Consider the following 17,139-nt stretch of genomic DNA (forward strand, 5'->3'; position numbering starts at 1 on the left):
TACATCGTCTTGTTTCACGCTCGGCACTCTAGCTCCCGCCTCAGGCCATTGACAGCACTCGTCCGAAGTCGTTTCCTGACCTCATTTGTTGCACTGTGTTTCAACCCCTGAGGAGTGCGATGAGAACAACGGCAATCGCCGCCGCCCTGGCGCTCGCCGCCGGTTCGCTGACCGGTACCGCGCAGGCGCACCATCCCCCGACCGCGCAGGCGCGGATCTGGGTCACCACCCCGGACCGGGCCGAGCTGCTGCACGAGCGCACCCCGGTCGCCTTCAGCCGCGACACGAGTGACTTGACGACGATCACGGTCGACCCGCGGACGTCGTACCAGACCATGGACGGCTTCGGTGCTGCGATCACCGACTCGTCGGCAGATGTGCTGTCGAGGCTGTCGCCCGCGCTGCGCGAGGAGACGCTGCGGAAGCTGTTCGACCCGAAGCAGGGCATCGGTGTCAGCTTCCTGCGGCAGCCGGTGGGGTCGTCCGACTTCACCGCGGCAGCTGAGCACTACACGTTCGACGACGTGGCGCCTGGTCAGACCGACTTCGGCCTGAAGCAGTTCAGCATCAAGCACGACGAGAAGCAGGTGCTGCCACTGCTCCGTCGCGCCAAGCAGCTCAACCCGGCACTCGAGGTGATGGCCTCCCCGTGGAGTCCGCCGGCCTGGATGAAGACCGGTGACTCGCTCGTCGGTGGGCGACTCAAGGACGACCCGCAGGTGTACGACGCCTACGCGCGCTACCTGGTGAAGTTCGTCGAGGCGTACACGCGGGCCGGCGTACCGGTCGACTTCCTGTCGATCCAGAACGAGCCGCAGAACCGCAAGCCCGGCGGCTACCCCGGTACTGACATGCCGGTCCGGCAGGAGGCCGAGGTCATCTCGCGGCTCGGCCCGTTGCTGCACAAGGCCAGCCCGCGGACCAAGATCCTCGGCTACGACCACAACTGGACCACGCACCCCGGAGACGTCGGGACCACCCCGCCCGGCGAAGACCCGGAGACCGACTACCCCTACAAACTGCTGCAGACGTCGGCGGCGAAGTGGATCGCCGGTACGGCGTACCACTGCTACTCGGGCAATGCGGCGGCTCAGACCGCGTTGCACAACGCCTTCCCGAACAAGGGCATCTGGTTCACCGAGTGCTCCGGTTCGCACGGGGCGAACGACACCCCGCCGCAGATCTTCCGCGGCACCCTCACCTGGCACGCGCGCAACCTGATGCTCGGCACCACCCGCAACTGGGCGAAGTCGGTCGTCAACTGGAACATCGCGCTCGACTCCACCGGCGGTCCGCACCTCGGCGGTTGTGGGACCTGCACCGGCCTGGTCACGCTGCAGGCCGACGGCACGGTCACCACGGATGCCGAGTACTACACGATCGGCCACCTGTCGAAGTTCGTGAAGCCGGGTGCCGTGCGGATCGGGAGTACGTCGTACGGGACGACCGGCTGGAACGGTCAGCTAATGACGGCGGCCTTCCGGAACCCGGACGGTACGACGGCACTCGTCGTCCACAATGAGAACGACGCGCCGCGGAAGTTCGCGGTCGCGGTCGGGGAGCAGTCCTTCGAGTACGAGCTGCCCGGTGGCTCGATCGGGACCTTCACCTGGCCGTCGTCCCGCCTCTCGGCGCCGACGCCGGTGTCACTTGCCGGTGCAACGGCGACGGCAACTGTCAACGGCACCGAGGCCGGGTTGGCCGTTGACGCAGACGGATCCACGGTCTGGTCGAGCAAGGCCGCACAAGCGCCAGGCCAGTCGATCCAACTCGATCTCGGCAAAGCGCAGGTCTTCCGTCAGGTCGCACTCGACAGCGGCGGTCAGGTCGGTGACTTCGCCACCAGCTGGGATGTTGCCACGAGCAACGATGGCGCGCACTGGTCGAAGCCGGTGACCGGTACGTCGACCGGACAGCTCACGACGGTCGACGTGAAACCGTCGTACGCGCGATATGTCCGGATCACCTCGAACGGCACCAGCGACCACTGGTGGAGTCTGGCGGACGTTCGTCTCTATCGCTAGATCGCCTCGAGCCGGGCGCTGCCCCGTCCGGTTCGGAGCTGGTAGCTGGTGCTGACGCCCGCGTCGGGGTGCAGCTTGTCGACCGCTCGGTACGACAGGCTCGCCTCGTCGCGGGTCACCTCCAGTACGCCGTACCCGTGCTGCCGCATGTCGATCTGCTTCAGGTGCGGGTTGTACTGCAACCGCTTCTGCTCCTCGGCCTTGGCCTTCGCCTCACCCTGCAGGTCGCCGGTGTTCGTCGACGACACCGACGGTACGACGAACTCCACGCCGGCTCGCTTCGTCCCGGCCGGGTTACCCGGCGTACCCGGTGCGAACCCGGTGTTCCACAGCTCACCCGAGAACGTGTCATGGTCGTCTCCGGTGACGACGACCAGGTCGGACACCCGGTCGGCCGCGAGGGACAGCAGTTCGGTCCGCTCGGCGCCGTACCCGTCCCAGGTGTCCATGAACGCCCGCTCGCCGTTGGCGCCGGTGACCATGCCCATCATCATGTTGGGGTTGGCGAGCACCTTCCAGCGTGCGCCCGACGACCGCAGCCCGTTCTCCAGCCAGGCCTTCTGATCCGGCCCGAGCATGCTCCGGCCGGTCGCATCCGCGGCCTCGCAAACCACACCACTACCGTCGTTGCACGGTTGGTCGTCCTTGTACTGCCGGTTGTCGATGGCAAACAGTTCGACCGTCTTGCCCAACCGCAGCGAGCGATAGGTCCGCGTCATGTCGTCGGTCCACCGCGGTACCGGCATCCGCTCGAACCACGTGTGCCAGGCGGCCGACTTCTTCTCCTGGAAGAACAGCTCTGGCAGCGACCACTTGTTCTTGGTGTAGTTGTTGCGGAACTCGTGGTCGTCCCACAGCGGCAGGAACGCGTGCTGCGCGTGCATCGCCTTCAGGTTCTCGTCGCTGCGATAGAGCGTGTACTTCGCCCGCATCGAGGGCAGGACCTGGGGATAGAGGTTGAGATCGATCCCGCGGACGCCGGGGACTGTGGCCTCGTAGACGTAGTCGCCGAGGCAGACGACCAGATCGAGCTCCTCTTCGGCGAGGTGCTTGTGCACCGAGTAGTACCCCTCGGTGAAGCCCTGGCAGGTGAAGAAGCCGATCCGCACCGGCTGGTTCGAGTCCGCCGGACGCAGGGTCTGGAAGCGGCCGACCGGAGAGACCTTGTCCTTGCCGCGGAACTGGTAGAAGTACTCCGCACCCGCCGCCAGCCCGTTGGCCGGGTAGTGCACACAGCCGTCCCACTGCTTCTCCGCGATCACCGTCTCGACAATGACCGGCCGGGAGAGGTCGCGGTTCTTCGAGACCACGACCGCCAGCTCGGCGTCCCCGTCGAACAGACCGCGCGGGACCCGGGTCCACAGCATCGCGCCATCGGTTCGCGGTACGCCGGCCATCACGCCCTCGGGGAACGTCGCCCCGGCGACCAGGGTCGGTGAGGCATCCGCGGCCGTCCGGAGCGTCGGCGTACCGAACGCCTCCAGCGGTACGGCGGCCGCCGCGCCGAGAACACCTACCGTGCCGAGAACGGTGCGCCGAGTCACAGTCATGGGTCGAATACTGAAAGATTTTCATGAACACCGGAAGACCTCACGGCGTCCCGGAATCGGCGAGAGAAAACCGAAACAGCAGCGTCACGGCGTCTTGCTACCGTCCGAAGGCATGACGGCGGACCTGATAGAAGGCCTGGAACTGCGCACAGCCGCGCCCACCGACCCCACCCTCCTCGCCCTCGCCACCGCCCAGCAGGCCGAACTGGCCGCGCTCTACGGCGACGACCAGCCCCAGGTCGCCCTGCATCCCGACATCACGTTCATCCTGCTCCTGCTCGACGGAACGCCGGTCGGCTGCGTCGGCCTGCAACCGATCTCTCCCGGCCTGGGCGAGATCAAGCGCATGTACGTCGAACCATCCGCGCGCGGCTGGGGTCTGTCCCGCATCCTCCTCGAAGCCGTCGAGACCCAAGCCCGCCGTACCGGCCTGACCCGCCTCCGTCTCGAAACCGGCCCCCAGCAACACGAAGCGCTAGCCCTCTACACAAACCACGGCTACACCCCCACCCCGCCATACCCACCCTTCGAGCACGAGTCCGCATCCCTCTGCTTCGCGAAAGACCTCTAGCCCGCAGAGTGTCGCTACGTCCGAACACCTGAGGTACGTGGTCGGCGTGTTCTCGGACGTTGTGAGATTGGATACTCAGTATGCAAAGTTGTAGAAGTGTATTTATTAGATCTGTACTTCTACAACTTGAGATTCAGTCCTTCGGGAGGTCGAGGACCAGGGCGTCGCCGTCGCGGTGGAAGCCGAGGCGGTTCAGGTACGGCGAGGAGTCGCGCATCCGGGGTGGGGCGAGGACCTGGGTGAAGCCCTGGTCGGTGAAGACGTCGCTGCGGCGGTAGACGAACTCGCCGGGGGTGAAGTCGCGGTAGGCCGGGAGGACGTAGTCCAGGTCGATCTGGGCGCGGCCGGAGCCGGCGTCGTGGGCGATGACCACGCCGACGGTGCTCTCGCCGCGCTGGACGAGGAAGGCGTACGGGCTGAGGCCGGGCGCGAAGCCGGGGTTGAAGCGGCTGATGTCGCGGCTGTGCGTGGCCAGCACGTGACTCAGGTAGGCGTCGTCGTGGTTGACCCGAAGCACCTCGTACTCGGCGTCGTCGTGCCGGTGCCGCAGCAGCCGCCACAGGTGCACGACGTTGATGACAGCCAGTACGGCGTTCATCCCGACCATCGGCCAGACCCCGATGACGAGGTTGAATCCGACCAGGATCACGCACCCGACCAGGTTCAGTAACCGCAACCGCAGGATCCGCGTCTGCAGCAGCGAGACCACCACCAACGCCGATCCGCCCCAGCCGATGATGCTCCAGACGTCCACAGCGCGAGCGTAGACCAGACTGGCCTGGTGACCGAGATCCTGCTGCTCAACGGCGAAACCCTGCACACAGTCACCCCAGAGTTGCTCCGGGCAACCACCTACGCGACCTTCTCCTCACTCCAAGTCCGCGACGGCCGGGTCGACGGACTCGACCTGCATTTCGAGCGCCTCGACCGCAGCTCGCGCGAACTCTTCGGCCGATCACTCGACGCCGCCCGGGTGCGCGCCGTACTCCAGGCCGGGCTCGCGCATACCGATGGCAACGCGACCTTCCGGCTGACCGTGCTCGACGCCGATCTGTTGCTGCGCGTCGAACCGCCGATCGCTCCCAGCACTACTCCGGTGCGGCTGCAGCCGGTCCAGCACCAGCGTGCGCTCCCACATCTCAAGCACACCGGCACGTTCGACCTCATTTACTACGGACGCCGAGCGCGAGAGGCCGGGTACGACGATGCCGTCTTCCACACCGCCGACGGTGAGATCTCGGAGGCGTCGATCTGGAACATCTGCTTCGCTCGCGGTCCCGAGTTCGTGTTCCCGGCCGCACCGATCCTCAACGGCATTCGGCAACAAGTCCTCCAGCGCGGACTCACGTCGTACCAGACCCTGCCCGTGCTGCTGAGCGAACTGGGGAGCTACGACGCGGCCTACCTGACGAACTCGATCGACCCGGCACTACCGGTCGCCGCGATCGGCGAGGCCACCTACGCACCGCACCCGGAGTCGGCCGAGGCGATCGCCGCCGCCTACGCCTCGCAGGAAGCGCAGCCGATCTAACCGCGCTCGGCCCACCAGCGGAGGAGTTCTTCGCGGGCCTGGTCCTCGCCGAGGGGGCCCTGGTCGAGGCGGAGCTCCATCAGGAACTTGTAGGCCTCGCCGACCTCGCGGCCGGGTGGCAGGTCGAGGATCTGCATGATCTGGTTGCCGTCCAGGTCGGGGCGGAGGGAGTCGAGCTCCTCCTGCTCCTGGAGACGAGCGATCCGCTCCTCGAGGTCGCTGTACGCAGCCCGCAACGACTCGGCCCGACGACGGTTCCGCGTAGTGCAGTCGGCGCGGGTCAGGACGTGCAGGCGCTCCAACTGATCACCTGCGTCACGGACATAACGCCGTACGGCGGAATCGGTCCACTCGCCGTCGCCATAGCCGTGGAAGCGGAGGTGGAGCTCGATCAGCTTGCTGACCTGGTCGATCTGCTCGTTGCTGAACCGCAGCGCCTTCATCCGCTTCTTGGCGAGCTTCGCGCCGACGACATCGTGGTGATGGAAGGTCACCTTGCCGCCGTCCTCGAAGCGGCGCGTCTTCGGCTTGCCGATGTCGTGGATCAGCGCCGCGAACCGGCTCACGAAGTCCGGCGCCGGGTACGGGAGTCGCGACTCCAGATCGATTGCCTGATCGAGCACAGTCAGCGAGTGCTGGTAGACGTCCTTGTGGCTGTGGTGCTCGTCCCGCTCCAGCTTGAGTGCGGGCAGCTCGGGCAGCACGTGGTCGGCCAGCCCGGTGGCGACCAGCAGGTCGAGACCGATCCGCGGGTGGTCGGCGCAGATCAGCTTGATCAGCTCGTCGCGGACGCGCTCGGCCGAAACGATCGTGATCCGGTCGGCCATCGCGGTCATCGCGGTGACGACCGCCGGGTCGGGCGTAAAGGCCAGCTGAGCGGCGAACCGGGCCGCCCGCATCATCCGCAGCGGGTCGTCGGAGAACGAGTCCTCCGGGCTGCCCGGCGTCCGGATCACCTTGTTCGCGACGTCCGCGATCCCGCCGTACGGGTCGACGAACTCGTGCGACGGAAGCCGCACGGCCATCGAGTTCATCGCGAAGTCGCGCCGGGCCAGATCACCCTCGAGGCTGTCGCCGTAGGCAACCTCCGGTTTGCGCGAGGTGGGATCGTAGGACTCCGACCGGTAAGTGGTGACCTCCAGGACCCACTCACCCTTGCGACAACCGATGGTGCCGAACGCCTTGCCGATATCCCAGACATGGTCCGCCCAGCCGGCCAGCAATCGCTCCACCACGTCCGGATGGGCCGACGTGGCGAAGTCCAGGTCCTTGCTCCCCCGGCCGAGGAGAATGTCCCGGACGGGACCACCGACCAGGGCGATCTCGTGGCCGGCGGCGGCGAACCGGGACCCCAGTTCATCGACGACAGGAGCGATCGCCAGCAGTGACTGGACGCCTTGCCGCTGTACGGCGGACAAGGATCCGGCAGGGGATCCAGCAGAGGCTGACTGGTCGGCAAATGGTGACACGGGGAACTAGGTTACGGTGACGGCGTGTTCAGACGGCGACTGAGGCTCTCCGCGGCGGTGACCGCGAGCCTGCTGATCGTTGCCCCGGCAGCGATTTCGGCCGTCCCGGCAGCGGCCGTGGACGACGATCCCACCGTCGAGGTGACCATCGACTCCTTCGGTCCGGTCGCCCCCAAACCGGGCGACACGGTGACCATCAAGGGCACCGTCACGAACACCAGTACGACGACCTTCGGCAATCCGCAGGCGATCACTTGTATCGATCGCCACCGGCTGACCACGGCCGCCCAGATCGCCGCGGTCCCGAACGAGCAGAACATCCCGATGAAGGACCGGAACAGCTGCTCCGGAATCGACACTCCGGACACACCGACGTTCCAGGTCCTCGGCGAGAAACTCGCGCCGAACGCCAAGGTGCCATTCACGCTGACGGTGCCGTGGAAAGAGTGGCGGATCTCAAGCCAGACCGGCGTGTACACCGTGGGCGTCACCTTCCGTGGTGACCCGCAGGAGCATGCGCGGACGACGGCTGGCCGCGCCCGGACGCTGATGCCGGTGACCGGGACCCAACCGCCGACCCACAAAGTGAGCACAGCGCTGGTCATCCCGCTGCAGTACCGACCCACCTTCTTCGGCGGGACCTTGTTCGCCGACGACTCGCTGGCGCAGGCCATGGGGCCGGGCGGATCGCTCCGCCGATTGCTCGATCTCGGGAAGCAGCGCCGGGTCACCTGGCTGGTGGACCCCGCGCTGGTCGACGCAGCCAACCAGATGGTGGCGCGCTACCGGATCGGTGCAGGCTCCAACCAGGCGGTCACCGGTACCAACGGCAAGGTCGCACAGGCCTGGCTGGCCGACCTGACGAAGAGCCAGCAGGACGGCAGCCAGGTGGTCGCGCTCCCGTACGGCGATGTGGACGTCGCCGGCCTGTACGAGGCGGGTGGCGCGCTGAAGGACCTGGTCCGCCAGGCCCGGATGGAGGCTGAGCAAGCGGCCCTCGGTGTACCGCAGCGGACCAACGGACTCTGGCTGGAGAACGGCGCCGCCGCGAGCCGCTACCTCGCCTTCGCCGCCAGCGGGTTCCGGGGCGCCAACGAGGCCCAGGATCTCAACCTGGTCAACAGTGCGGCGTGGTCCGCGGACGCCGCCAAGGTGCTGACGCCCGGAACGTCGGTCTACCAGGTGCTGACGCCCGAAGGACCCGCGAAGCAGGCCCGGACTGTCGTCGCCAACTCGGCCCTGACCGCAGGTGGACCGGACGCTGGGTCCGACCAGAACCCGCTCCAGGTCCGGCAGCGGTTCCTCGCCGAGACCGCACTGCTGGCCGCGAACAGCACGGGCCCGGCCACGGCGGTCGTCGTACCGCCGAGAGGCTGGGATGCCGACGGCCTGGCAACCGCCGCTCTGGCCGGGGCAGTCAGCCAGCCGTGGCTCAATTCCGTGACCGTCGACCAGATCGTGAAGGCCACGCCGAACCCGCGCCCCATCGCGGCGCCGGCCGCACCGAAGACGAACGGGACATTGAGCGACACCCAACTCGATGCGGTCGAGCGGGTCGACAAGTCGATCACGACGTACGAGAGCCTGCTGTCCGAGCCGGCCGACGTGAACCCGAGCATGCAGAAGGGTCTGCTGCAGTCTGCCTCGCTCAGCTGGAGCACCCACGCGGACGAAGCACGCAAGTACGTCAACGTCCAGGCCGCTTCGGTGAACGGGCAGCTGGGCAAGGTGCACCTGGTCAACTCGAGCCTCGACAAGGGCAAGGGGATCAAGGTCAACCTCGCCGGCAGCAACGGCACGTTCCCGCTGACGGTGGCGAACGACCTGGACCATTCGATCCGGGTCGGCGTCATGGTGCGGTCGGTGAACCGGACCGACCTCCGGGTCCGGACTGTCGACACGGTGGTGCTCGGTCCCGGGAAGAAGTGGACGCCACGGATCACGGCCAGCGCCGAACAGAACGGTGTCATCCAGGCGACCGCTCAGGTGGTCACGGTCAGCGGTGAGACAGTCGGCACGCCGCAACCGTTGCTGATCCAAGCCACGCAGTACGGCAGTGTTGGGTGGATTCTGGTGGGCGCGGCCTGTGCGCTGCTTTTCGGTACGTCGTTCGTGCGGATCTACCGGCGGATCCGGGCCGAGCGGCGGAACCCGCCGGCTGTTGACGACGACGCGGCCGAGGCAAGTCCTGAACCTGAGATCGACCCGTTGCACCCGGCTCCGTTGCCGGCCGCCCCCGGTACTTCCACTTCGTTGAAAGAAGGAGTCGGCTCGAAGGATGGCTGACCGCACCCTGCGCTCCGCGGCGGTGATGGCAGCTGGCACAGTGCTGTCCCGCCTGCTCGGATTCGTCCGGCTCGCCCTGATCGCGGCGGCCATCGGTACCGCGTTGCGGGCCGACATCTTCAATGCTGCCAACACGATCCCGAACAGCTTGTACATCCTGCTGGCCGGTGGCGTGTTCAACACCGTCCTGGTCCCGCAACTGGTCCGGGCGATCAAGAACCACGACGACGGCGGTCAGGACTTCACCAACCGGATCCTGACCTTCGGCTTCGTCGTACTGGCTGTCGTCACGACCGCGTGTGTGCTGTTGGCCCCGGCGATCGCCGACCTCTACACACCGGACGAACTGCACGATCCGTCCCGGCTCGCCGAGAAGGCGAACCTGGTGCTGTTCGTCCAGCTCTGTCTGCCGCAGATCTTCTTCTACGGCGCGTTCGTGCTGGTCGGCCAGGTGCTGAACGCACGGCGCCGGTTCGGCCCGATGATGTGGGCGCCGATCGCGAACAACATCGTCGCCTGCGCGGTGATCGTGACGTTCCTGTTCGTCTACCGGACCGGCGACACCCCGGCCACCTACACGCACGGCGAACAACTGCTGCTCGGTCTCGGGCACACGGCCGGTATCGCAGTCCAGTTGCTGGTGCTGCTGCCGTACCTGAAGGCGAGCGGGCACACCTACCGGCCGAAGTTCGGGCTGCGTGGGACCGGGCTCAGCCAGACGGCGAAGCTGGGCATCTGGACGATGCTGTTCGTCGCGGTGAACCAGGTGACGCTGGTCGTCGTCACCAAGCTCGCCCTGGCCGGTAGCGCCGCGCACGACATCGGCGCGAAGGCGGGTCTGACCGCCTACCAGACCGCGATGTTGATCATCCTGATGCCGCACGGCATCATCACCGTCTCGCTGGCGACCGCGGCGCTGCCGCAGATGTCGGCGCTGGCCGCGGACCGCGATCTCACCGAGGTGGCCCGGCTGTCCGCGCGGTCGATCCGGCAGACGCTGGCGATCGTCGTACCGGCCGCGGCCGCGATGATCGCCTTCTCGTACCCGATCGTCACGGTGATCGCGGGCTACGGCTCCGGTAAGAACAACCTGACGCTGATGTCGTACACGCTCGTCACGCTCGCGTTCGGCGTGGTGCCGTACACGATCCAGTACTTCCAGCTGCGCACGTTCTACGCCTTCGAAGACACCCGTACGCCGTTCTTCCTGCAATGCGTGATCGCGGCGACGAACATCACCGCGGCTCTGGTCGGCGTCCGGGTGCTGCTGGACAAGGAGCACCTGCGGTACTCCGGTGTCATGCTCGGCGGTGCCTTCGCGCTGTCCTACACAGTCGCCGTACTGATCTCCAGGCCGGTACTGCGGCGACGGGTGCCGCGGGTGGCCGGAGCCGGGATCGGGCTGCCGCTACTCGCGATGGTGATCGCGGCCGCGCTCGGCGCGGGTGCCGGGCGACTGGTGCTGTGGGGCGTCGAGCAGGTGGTGGACTTCTCCGGACCGCTCGGCGCGCTGCTGGAGTTGGCCATCGCGGGGATCGTGCTGCTGCCGGTGTACGCCGGTGTGGCCCGGGTACTAAGAATTCACGAGGTCAACGACGTGGTGTCGATGATCACATCGAAGCTGCCTGGTCGCCGCTGATCGAACGCTTGTGCGCTAGTGCACCGGCACTGGATCACGATGCCACTACGATGGTGGCTGCCGACGACCGCATCCAGGAGGGCGAGAGACACCGTGTCGAACCAGACCGTCAGTCCGGGTGCCTTGCTCGCCGGGCGGTACCGGATCGCCGAGCTACTCGCGGAGATCGACGGTGCCCGGGTGTGGCGGGCAGTGGACGAGGTGCTCAGCCGAGCGGTCGTCGTCGATGTCCTGCCGGTCGGCGACCCGCGGACCAACCTCCTCTTCGATGCCGCGCGGCGCGCTGCCGCCGCGGCCGACCCGCGCTTCCTACGGGTGCTCGACTGCGACATGTTCGAAGGCGTCACGTACTGCGTGCGTGAGTGGGCCGGTGGTCGTCCGCTGGAGCGCATGCTCGCCACAGGTCCCCTGACCGGTCAGCAGGCCGGCTGGCTGGCTCGTGAGGTCTCCGAGGCACTGGAGAACCTGCACCGCACCGGCCACGCGCACGGCTCGATCAGCCCGTCGACTGTTGTCGTCACCGACGCCGGTGCGATCAAGGTGGTCGGCCTGGCCACCGAGGCCGCGCTGCGGTCGGGCGGTCCAGGCACGGCCGAGCAGGACGTCTACGCGCTCGGTGAGCTGCTCTACGCCTCGCTGACCGGCCGCTGGCCTGGTGCGACCCCGGCCTGGGGTCTGCAGCCCGCACCGGTGGAGCATGGTCGGCTGATGAGCCCGCGCCAGGTGCGAGCCGGCGTACCGCGTTCGCTGGACGATATCTGCGACCGCCTGCTGGCCGACCCGCCGCGGCACCACACGCCGCCGATCACCAGCGCGGCTGGCCTGTCCGCGGCGCTGTCCGGAGTTGTCGGCAGCTCGCACGAGCCGCCGAACCAGATGGACGAAACCGTCCAGGTCGCCCGGCAGAACGGCAGCATCGACGACGCCACCCAGGTGGTCCCGCAGGCTCCGCCACCCGCGCTCGACCCGACTCCACCGGCGTACCAGTCGTCCAACGGGCACGCGGAGACGGCGGCGTACGCGCCGGTCGAGCCGCGGCCCGCGCGTCGGCAGACGCCCCCGCCCGCGAACGGTGGTGGCAGCCGCCGGCGGTCCGAGGAGCCGAAGCGGAAGGGCTCCTGGGGCGGCCGGATCCTGATCCTGCTCGCGATCCTGGCGCTGCTGTCGGTCGTCGCGATGGCGCAGTTCCTGCTCAAGGGCGCGATGAACAACGGCCAGACCGACGATCCCGGTACCGGGAGCCAGCCGCCGCCCGCGACCAACTCGAAGCCGGCGACCACCGGCACGGTCGCCAAGATCGTCAGCGCCAAGGACTTCGATCCGGAGCCCGCGGGCAACGGCGAGGAGCACCCGAAGGACGTCGCGAAGACCTACGACGGCAAGGCCGGCACGACCTGGGAAACCCAGTCGTACAAGGGTCGCGCGGACTTCGGCGGCCAGAAGCCCGGGGTAGGCATCATCTACGACCTCGGCGCCTCGACCCCGATCTCGAAGGTCACCGTGACGCTCGAGGGTGACGGCACCAGTCTGCAGATCATGGTCCCGAAGGACGACACCACCCAGTCGCCGGCAGCCGTGAGCGGTTGGCGGTCGGTCGCCAACAAGGACGACCAGCCCGAGGGCCCGGTCGCGCTGACGCCGGCCACCCCGACCGAGACGCGGTACGTGCTGGTGTGGCTGACCAGCATCCCCGAAGAGGGCAGCGGGACGTACCGCGGGACGATCGCGGAGGTCTCGATCCAGAAATGACCGCACATCTGGATTCGGGGACCAACCCACCGGCTCAGCTCCCCCGGATCGGCGCGAGTGAACCCGTCGCGCAGCCGGCCCACGCGGCCGGACCGGTCAGCTACGACCAGCTGGACGACCACGAGCTGCTCCGGCTGCACGTGGCCGGGAACCCGGACACGTTCGGTTACCTGGTCAAGCGGCACCGCGACCGGATGTGGGCGGTCGCGATCCGCACCCTCGGCGAGCCTGAGGAGGCGGCCGACGCGCTGCAGGAGGCGTTCATCTCGGCGTTCCGCCGGGCCGACTCGTTCCGCGGCGACGCCAAGGTGACCACCTGGCTGCACCGGATCGTGGTGAACGCGTGCCTGGACCGGATCCGCCGTCGGCAGGTTCGCCAGGCCGATCCGCTGCCGGAGGACGAGGACCGCGCGGCCGAGCTGGCCGGGCCGGTCGAGGAGGACGCCGCCGAGGTCCGCGAGCGCCGGCTCGACGTACTGAACGCACTGAAGCAGATCAACCCCGATCAGCGCAGTGCGCTGGTGCTCGTCGACATGGAGGGCTACTCCATCGAGGAGGCGGCCGCGATCCTCGGCTGTGCGCCAGGGACGGTGAAGTCCCGGTGTGCCCGTGGGCGAGCCCGCCTGCTGCCGTTGCTCAGACATTGGCAGACCACCCGCGGCGGCGACTCCGACGTACCGGAGAAAACCGCTGCGGAAGTCATGGGAACCGAATGAGCCGCCAGCCCGTCGTAGCGGAGTCGCCTGGGGTTCGCCCCGTCGCCGGCGACCCGATCACCGACGTCTTCGACCGGAGTACTCCACCGATGACCACACCGCGGTCCCGTCTGGGGGCGAGTTCACGATGACCGATTCCGGTCTGCCGACGAGCGAACACCTCGAGCACCTCGACACGGACACCATCGCCGACCTCCTCGAGAACCTGCTGCCCGCCACCGAGGCCCACAGTGCTCGTGAGCATGTGAAAGCGTGCCCGGACTGCCAGCTCACCTACGACGCACTGCTGCAACTGTCCGAGGATCTCGCCGATGAGGGCCGGATGGACATTCCGATGCCGGCCGACGTCGCCGAGCACCTCGATGCGGTGATCAGCTCCGAGTCCGTGATGCGGGCGTCGACGGTCGGTGTCCACTCACTCGTGCAGATCCGCGAGGAGCCGCGCCGGCACATGCCGAAGCTGCTCGGCGCGGCGGCGGCCGTCGTACTGATCGCTGCGGTCGGTGTCGGCGTCGTGGTGGCGACCAAGGACCGGGCCGGCGAGAACGCGGCGAACACGAACCCGACGGCGATCCTGCCGACCGGCGTGGTGTCGCTGAGCACGGCCCAGATCGCTCCGCAGGTGCAGAAGTGGCTGGAGGCCAGCAGCGGCCCGGTGCTGAACGGCAGCAATGCCGAGCTCACCTGCGCCCAGACCTTCGCTTCCACCCGGCCGAACCCCCAACTCCGGCTGGTCCAGCCGGCCAAGGTCGACGGCGCCCGGGCGACCGTGATCGGTCTGCAGAGCGGTTCGCCGCGTGACATCGAGGTCTACGTGTTGACCGGCTGTGACGGTGGTGGCGGGACCGGTACGTCGTTCTACGACACGACCGTGACTCTGCGCAATCGCTGATCCCTTCCCGTGGGCCAAGGCGGCGTAAGCGTCCCGCAATCGGTACCGTGGGAATGGTCGGCCTCAGAGTTCCGTTGAGTACGACGTACCCGTCTCAACGATTCGAGGAACGCCTGCATGAGCGACTCTGTAGTTCGCAACGTCATCATCGTCGGCTCCGGCCCGGCCGGTTATACGGCCGCCGTGTACGCCGCGCGTGCGCAGCTGGAGCCGTTGGTGTTCGAGGGATCGGTCACCGCGGGCGGGGCGCTGATGAACACCACCGAGGTGGAGAACTTCCCGGGCTTCGCGCAGGGCATCATGGGCCCCGCGTTGATGGACGAGATGCGCACCCAGGCGGAGCGTTTCGGCGCCGAGCTGGTCGCTGACGACATCGTCGCGATGGACCTGACCGGTGAGATCAAGTCGGTCACGGACTCCGCGGGCACCGTGCACCAGGCTCGCTCGGTGATCCTGGCCATGGGCTCGGGTTACCGCAAGCTGGGCGTCGAGCACGAGGACCGGATGTCGGGCCACGGTGTTTCGTGGTGTGCGACCTGTGACGGGTTCTTCTTCCGTCAGCAGGAGATCGCCGTCGTGGGTGGTGGCGACTCCGCGATCGAAGAGGCCACGTTCCTGACCCGGTTCGCGTCGAAGGTCACGCTGGTGCACCGTCGCGGCGAGCTGCGCGCGTCGAAGATCATGGCCGAGCGGGCGTTCGCGAACGACAAGATCGAGTTCGCGTGGAACTCCGAGGTGGCCGAGATCCAGGGCAGCGACAAGCTGACCGGCGTGGTCCTTCGCGACACCGAGACGGGCGAGACGCGTGAGCTTCCGGTCACCGGACTGTTCATCGCGATCGGCCACGACCCGCGCTCTGAGCTGATCCACGGTCAGATTCGTCTGGACGAGGAAGGGTACGTGCTGACCCGTGAGGGCAGCACCGAGACCAACCAGCCGGGCGTGTTCGCAGCCGGTGACCTCGTCGACCACACCTACCGCCAGGCGATCACTGCGGCCGGCAGCGGCTGTGCCGCCGCCCTGGACGCCGAGCGCTGGCTCGCCACGCTCGAGTTCGAGCACACCGTGGCGGCCGCGGACGCCACCGAGCCCGTCACCGTCTAAACCTCACAACCTCTGAAGGAGATATCGCCGTGGGCGAGAAGATGAATGCCGTCACCGACGCCGAGTTCGACGCGACCGTGCTGAAGAGCGACAAGCCGGTTCTGGTCGACTTCTGGGCCGAGTGGTGTGGCCCGTGCCGTCAGGTCTCGCCGATCCTGGAGGAGCTGAACGCCGACCACGGCGACAAGCTGACCTTCCTGAAGATGAACGTGGACGAGAACCCGGTCACCCCGAGCAACTACCGTGTCACCGGTATCCCTACCATCAACGTCTACGTGAACGGTGAGCTCGCGAAGTCCATCGTCGGCGCCAAGCCGAAGGCGGCACTGCTGAAGGAGCTCGCCGACTTCACGGCGTAATTCTTCAAGGTAGGACCTCCGTCCGCCACGGCAAGGGAGCAGTATTCATGGAAGGCTCGCACGGCGTGTACCGGATCGGCGACAGCGGTGAGGCAGTGGCCGAGATCATCGGCAAGCTGCAGCGTCTGGGGTTGCTGACCGGCGGTCATGACGTCTACGACGAAGCGACCGCGCACGCCGTCCGGGGCTTCCAGCAGCAACGCGGCCTGATGATCGACGGCATCGTCGGTCCGCAGACGTACCGCGCGATCGACGACGCCCGTTGGCGGCTGGGTGACCGGCTGCTGACGTTCGTCGTCTCGCACCCGCAGACCGGGGACGACGTCCAGGCCCTGCAGGCCAAACTGCAGGAGCTCGGGTTCGCCGTCGCCCGGATCGACGGCATCTTCGGACCGGACACGCAGCGTGCGGTGACCGAGTTCCAGCGCAACATGGGCCTGCCCGCAGACGGGACCTGTGGCCCCTCGACGTTCAAGGCCCTGCAGCGGATCAAGCCGATGGCGACCGGCGGCCGCCCGGACGCCCTGCGCGCGTCGGAGGCCGTTCGCGCGGCCGGCCCGCGACTGTCCGGCAAGACCGTGGTGATCGACCCGGGCCACGGCGGCTTCGACTATGGCTGGGAGGGCTTCGGGCTGCGTGAGTCCGACGTCGCCTATGACCTGGCCGCCCGAATCGAGGGTCGCCTGGGAGCGACCGGCGTACGGGCTTATCTGTCCCGTGGACGCGATCAGGGGCCGGACGAGCTGGCCCGCGCCGCCTTCGCGAACGACACGGACGCCAATCTCTGCGTCTCGCTGCACACCGACGGCTCCGCGAACCCCGAAGCTCAGGGTGTCGCGACGTACTTCTACGGCAACGACCTGCACGGCGCCTCGTCGAGCGTCGGCGAGCAGTTCGCCGGCCTGGTCCAGCGCGAGATCGTCGCCCGCACCGACCTGCTGAACTGCCGCACCCATGCCAAGACCTGGGACCTGCTGCGTCGTACCAAGATGCCCGCGGTCCGGCTGGAGATCGGCTACGTCACCAACCCGCACGACTCCGCGCGGCTGGCCGACCCGACCTTCCGCGACGTGATCGCCGAGTCCATCGTGGTCGCCATCCAGCGCGTCTACCTGCCGCCGGAGCAGGACGCGGCGACCGGCATGCTCCGCTTCGGTCAACTCACGGTCTAGTACGGCAGGACAAGCTCCCGCCCTCAGGGTCGGCACACCTGCCGCCGGTCTGACGTGGTGAGCGGGTCACAACGCCA

The 17,139-nt window shown here is 67.8% G+C and carries 14 protein-coding genes; 11 read left to right on the forward strand and 3 right to left on the reverse strand.

Annotated elements, in window-relative coordinates:
• Positions 1-119: 119 nt before the first annotated feature.
• The gene (locus ACFVWG_RS16245; protein ID WP_391544083.1) at positions 120-2,024 is read left to right on the forward strand and encodes a glycoside hydrolase family 30 beta sandwich domain-containing protein; all 1,905 of its coding nucleotides are present in this window, start codon (positions 120-122) and stop codon (positions 2,022-2,024) included.
• Here ACFVWG_RS16245 and ACFVWG_RS16250 read toward each other — a convergent pair.
• Positions 2,021-3,574 carry an alkaline phosphatase D family protein gene (locus ACFVWG_RS16250; protein ID WP_391544084.1) on the reverse strand — a complete coding sequence of 518 codons (1,554 nt, stop codon included), beginning with the start codon at positions 3,572-3,574 and terminating at the stop codon, positions 2,021-2,023. The genes ACFVWG_RS16245 and ACFVWG_RS16250 overlap by 4 nt on opposite strands.
• Before the next feature lie 112 nt (positions 3,575-3,686).
• On the opposite strand from ACFVWG_RS16250, the gene ACFVWG_RS16255 reads away from it, so the two are divergent.
• The gene (locus ACFVWG_RS16255) at positions 3,687-4,145 is read left to right on the forward strand and encodes a GNAT family N-acetyltransferase (protein WP_391544085.1); all 459 of its coding nucleotides are present in this window, start codon (positions 3,687-3,689) and stop codon (positions 4,143-4,145) included.
• A gap of 133 nt (positions 4,146-4,278) precedes the next feature.
• Here ACFVWG_RS16255 and ACFVWG_RS16260 read toward each other — a convergent pair whose 3' ends face one another.
• The gene (locus tag ACFVWG_RS16260) at positions 4,279-4,899 is read right to left on the reverse strand and encodes a hypothetical protein (RefSeq protein WP_391544086.1); all 621 of its coding nucleotides are present in this window, start codon (positions 4,897-4,899) and stop codon (positions 4,279-4,281) included.
• Between the two features lie 27 nt (positions 4,900-4,926).
• Here ACFVWG_RS16260 and ACFVWG_RS16265 point away from each other — a divergent pair, with 27 nt between their 5' ends.
• Entirely contained in the window at positions 4,927-5,676 is a 750-nt protein-coding gene (locus ACFVWG_RS16265; RefSeq protein ID WP_391544087.1) for an aminotransferase class IV, read from the forward strand.
• Here the strand turns inward: ACFVWG_RS16265 and ACFVWG_RS16270 are convergent.
• Complete coding sequence (locus ACFVWG_RS16270; RefSeq protein WP_391544381.1) at positions 5,673-7,094, reverse strand: CCA tRNA nucleotidyltransferase; 1,422 nt, start codon at positions 7,092-7,094, stop codon at positions 5,673-5,675. The two genes, ACFVWG_RS16265 and ACFVWG_RS16270, sit on opposite strands and share 4 nt — an antisense overlap.
• 75 nt (positions 7,095-7,169) lie before the next feature.
• Here ACFVWG_RS16270 and ACFVWG_RS16275 point away from each other — a divergent pair, with 75 nt between their 5' ends.
• From ACFVWG_RS16275 to ACFVWG_RS16310, 8 genes are all read left to right on the forward strand, one after another.
• Entirely contained in the window at positions 7,170-9,431 is a 2,262-nt protein-coding gene (locus tag ACFVWG_RS16275; protein ID WP_391544088.1) for a hypothetical protein, read from the forward strand.
• Positions 9,424-11,070, forward strand: coding sequence for a murein biosynthesis integral membrane protein MurJ (gene murJ, locus ACFVWG_RS16280; RefSeq protein WP_391544089.1), 1,647 nt, complete (start codon positions 9,424-9,426; stop codon positions 11,068-11,070). The genes ACFVWG_RS16275 and murJ overlap by 8 nt, the downstream gene beginning before the upstream one ends.
• A gap of 93 nt (positions 11,071-11,163) precedes the next feature.
• Complete coding sequence (locus ACFVWG_RS16285) at positions 11,164-12,819, forward strand: protein kinase family protein (RefSeq protein WP_391544090.1); 1,656 nt, start codon at positions 11,164-11,166, stop codon at positions 12,817-12,819.
• Positions 12,816-13,535: an RNA polymerase sigma factor SigM gene (gene sigM, locus ACFVWG_RS16290; protein WP_391544091.1), complete on the forward strand. Its 720-nt coding sequence runs from the start codon at positions 12,816-12,818 to the stop codon at positions 13,533-13,535. The genes ACFVWG_RS16285 and sigM overlap by 4 nt, the downstream gene beginning before the upstream one ends.
• Before the next feature lie 127 nt (positions 13,536-13,662).
• A complete protein-coding gene (locus ACFVWG_RS16295) occupies positions 13,663-14,427 on the forward strand; it encodes a hypothetical protein (protein ID WP_391544092.1) in 765 nt (254 codons plus the stop codon).
• 117 nt (positions 14,428-14,544) lie between these two features.
• Positions 14,545-15,531, forward strand: coding sequence for a thioredoxin-disulfide reductase (gene trxB, locus ACFVWG_RS16300; protein ID WP_391544093.1), 987 nt, complete (start codon positions 14,545-14,547; stop codon positions 15,529-15,531).
• Positions 15,532-15,560: 29 nt separating this feature from the next.
• Complete coding sequence (gene trxA, locus ACFVWG_RS16305; protein ID WP_132165553.1) at positions 15,561-15,890, forward strand: thioredoxin; 330 nt, start codon at positions 15,561-15,563, stop codon at positions 15,888-15,890.
• Between the two features lie 47 nt (positions 15,891-15,937).
• Positions 15,938-17,062: an N-acetylmuramoyl-L-alanine amidase gene (locus ACFVWG_RS16310; protein ID WP_391544094.1), complete on the forward strand. Its 1,125-nt coding sequence runs from the start codon at positions 15,938-15,940 to the stop codon at positions 17,060-17,062.
• Positions 17,063-17,139: the final 77 nt, after the last annotated feature.

This window comes from Kribbella sp. NPDC058245, assembly GCF_042882005.1.
Classification (GTDB): Bacteria; Actinomycetota; Actinomycetes; order Propionibacteriales; family Kribbellaceae; genus Kribbella.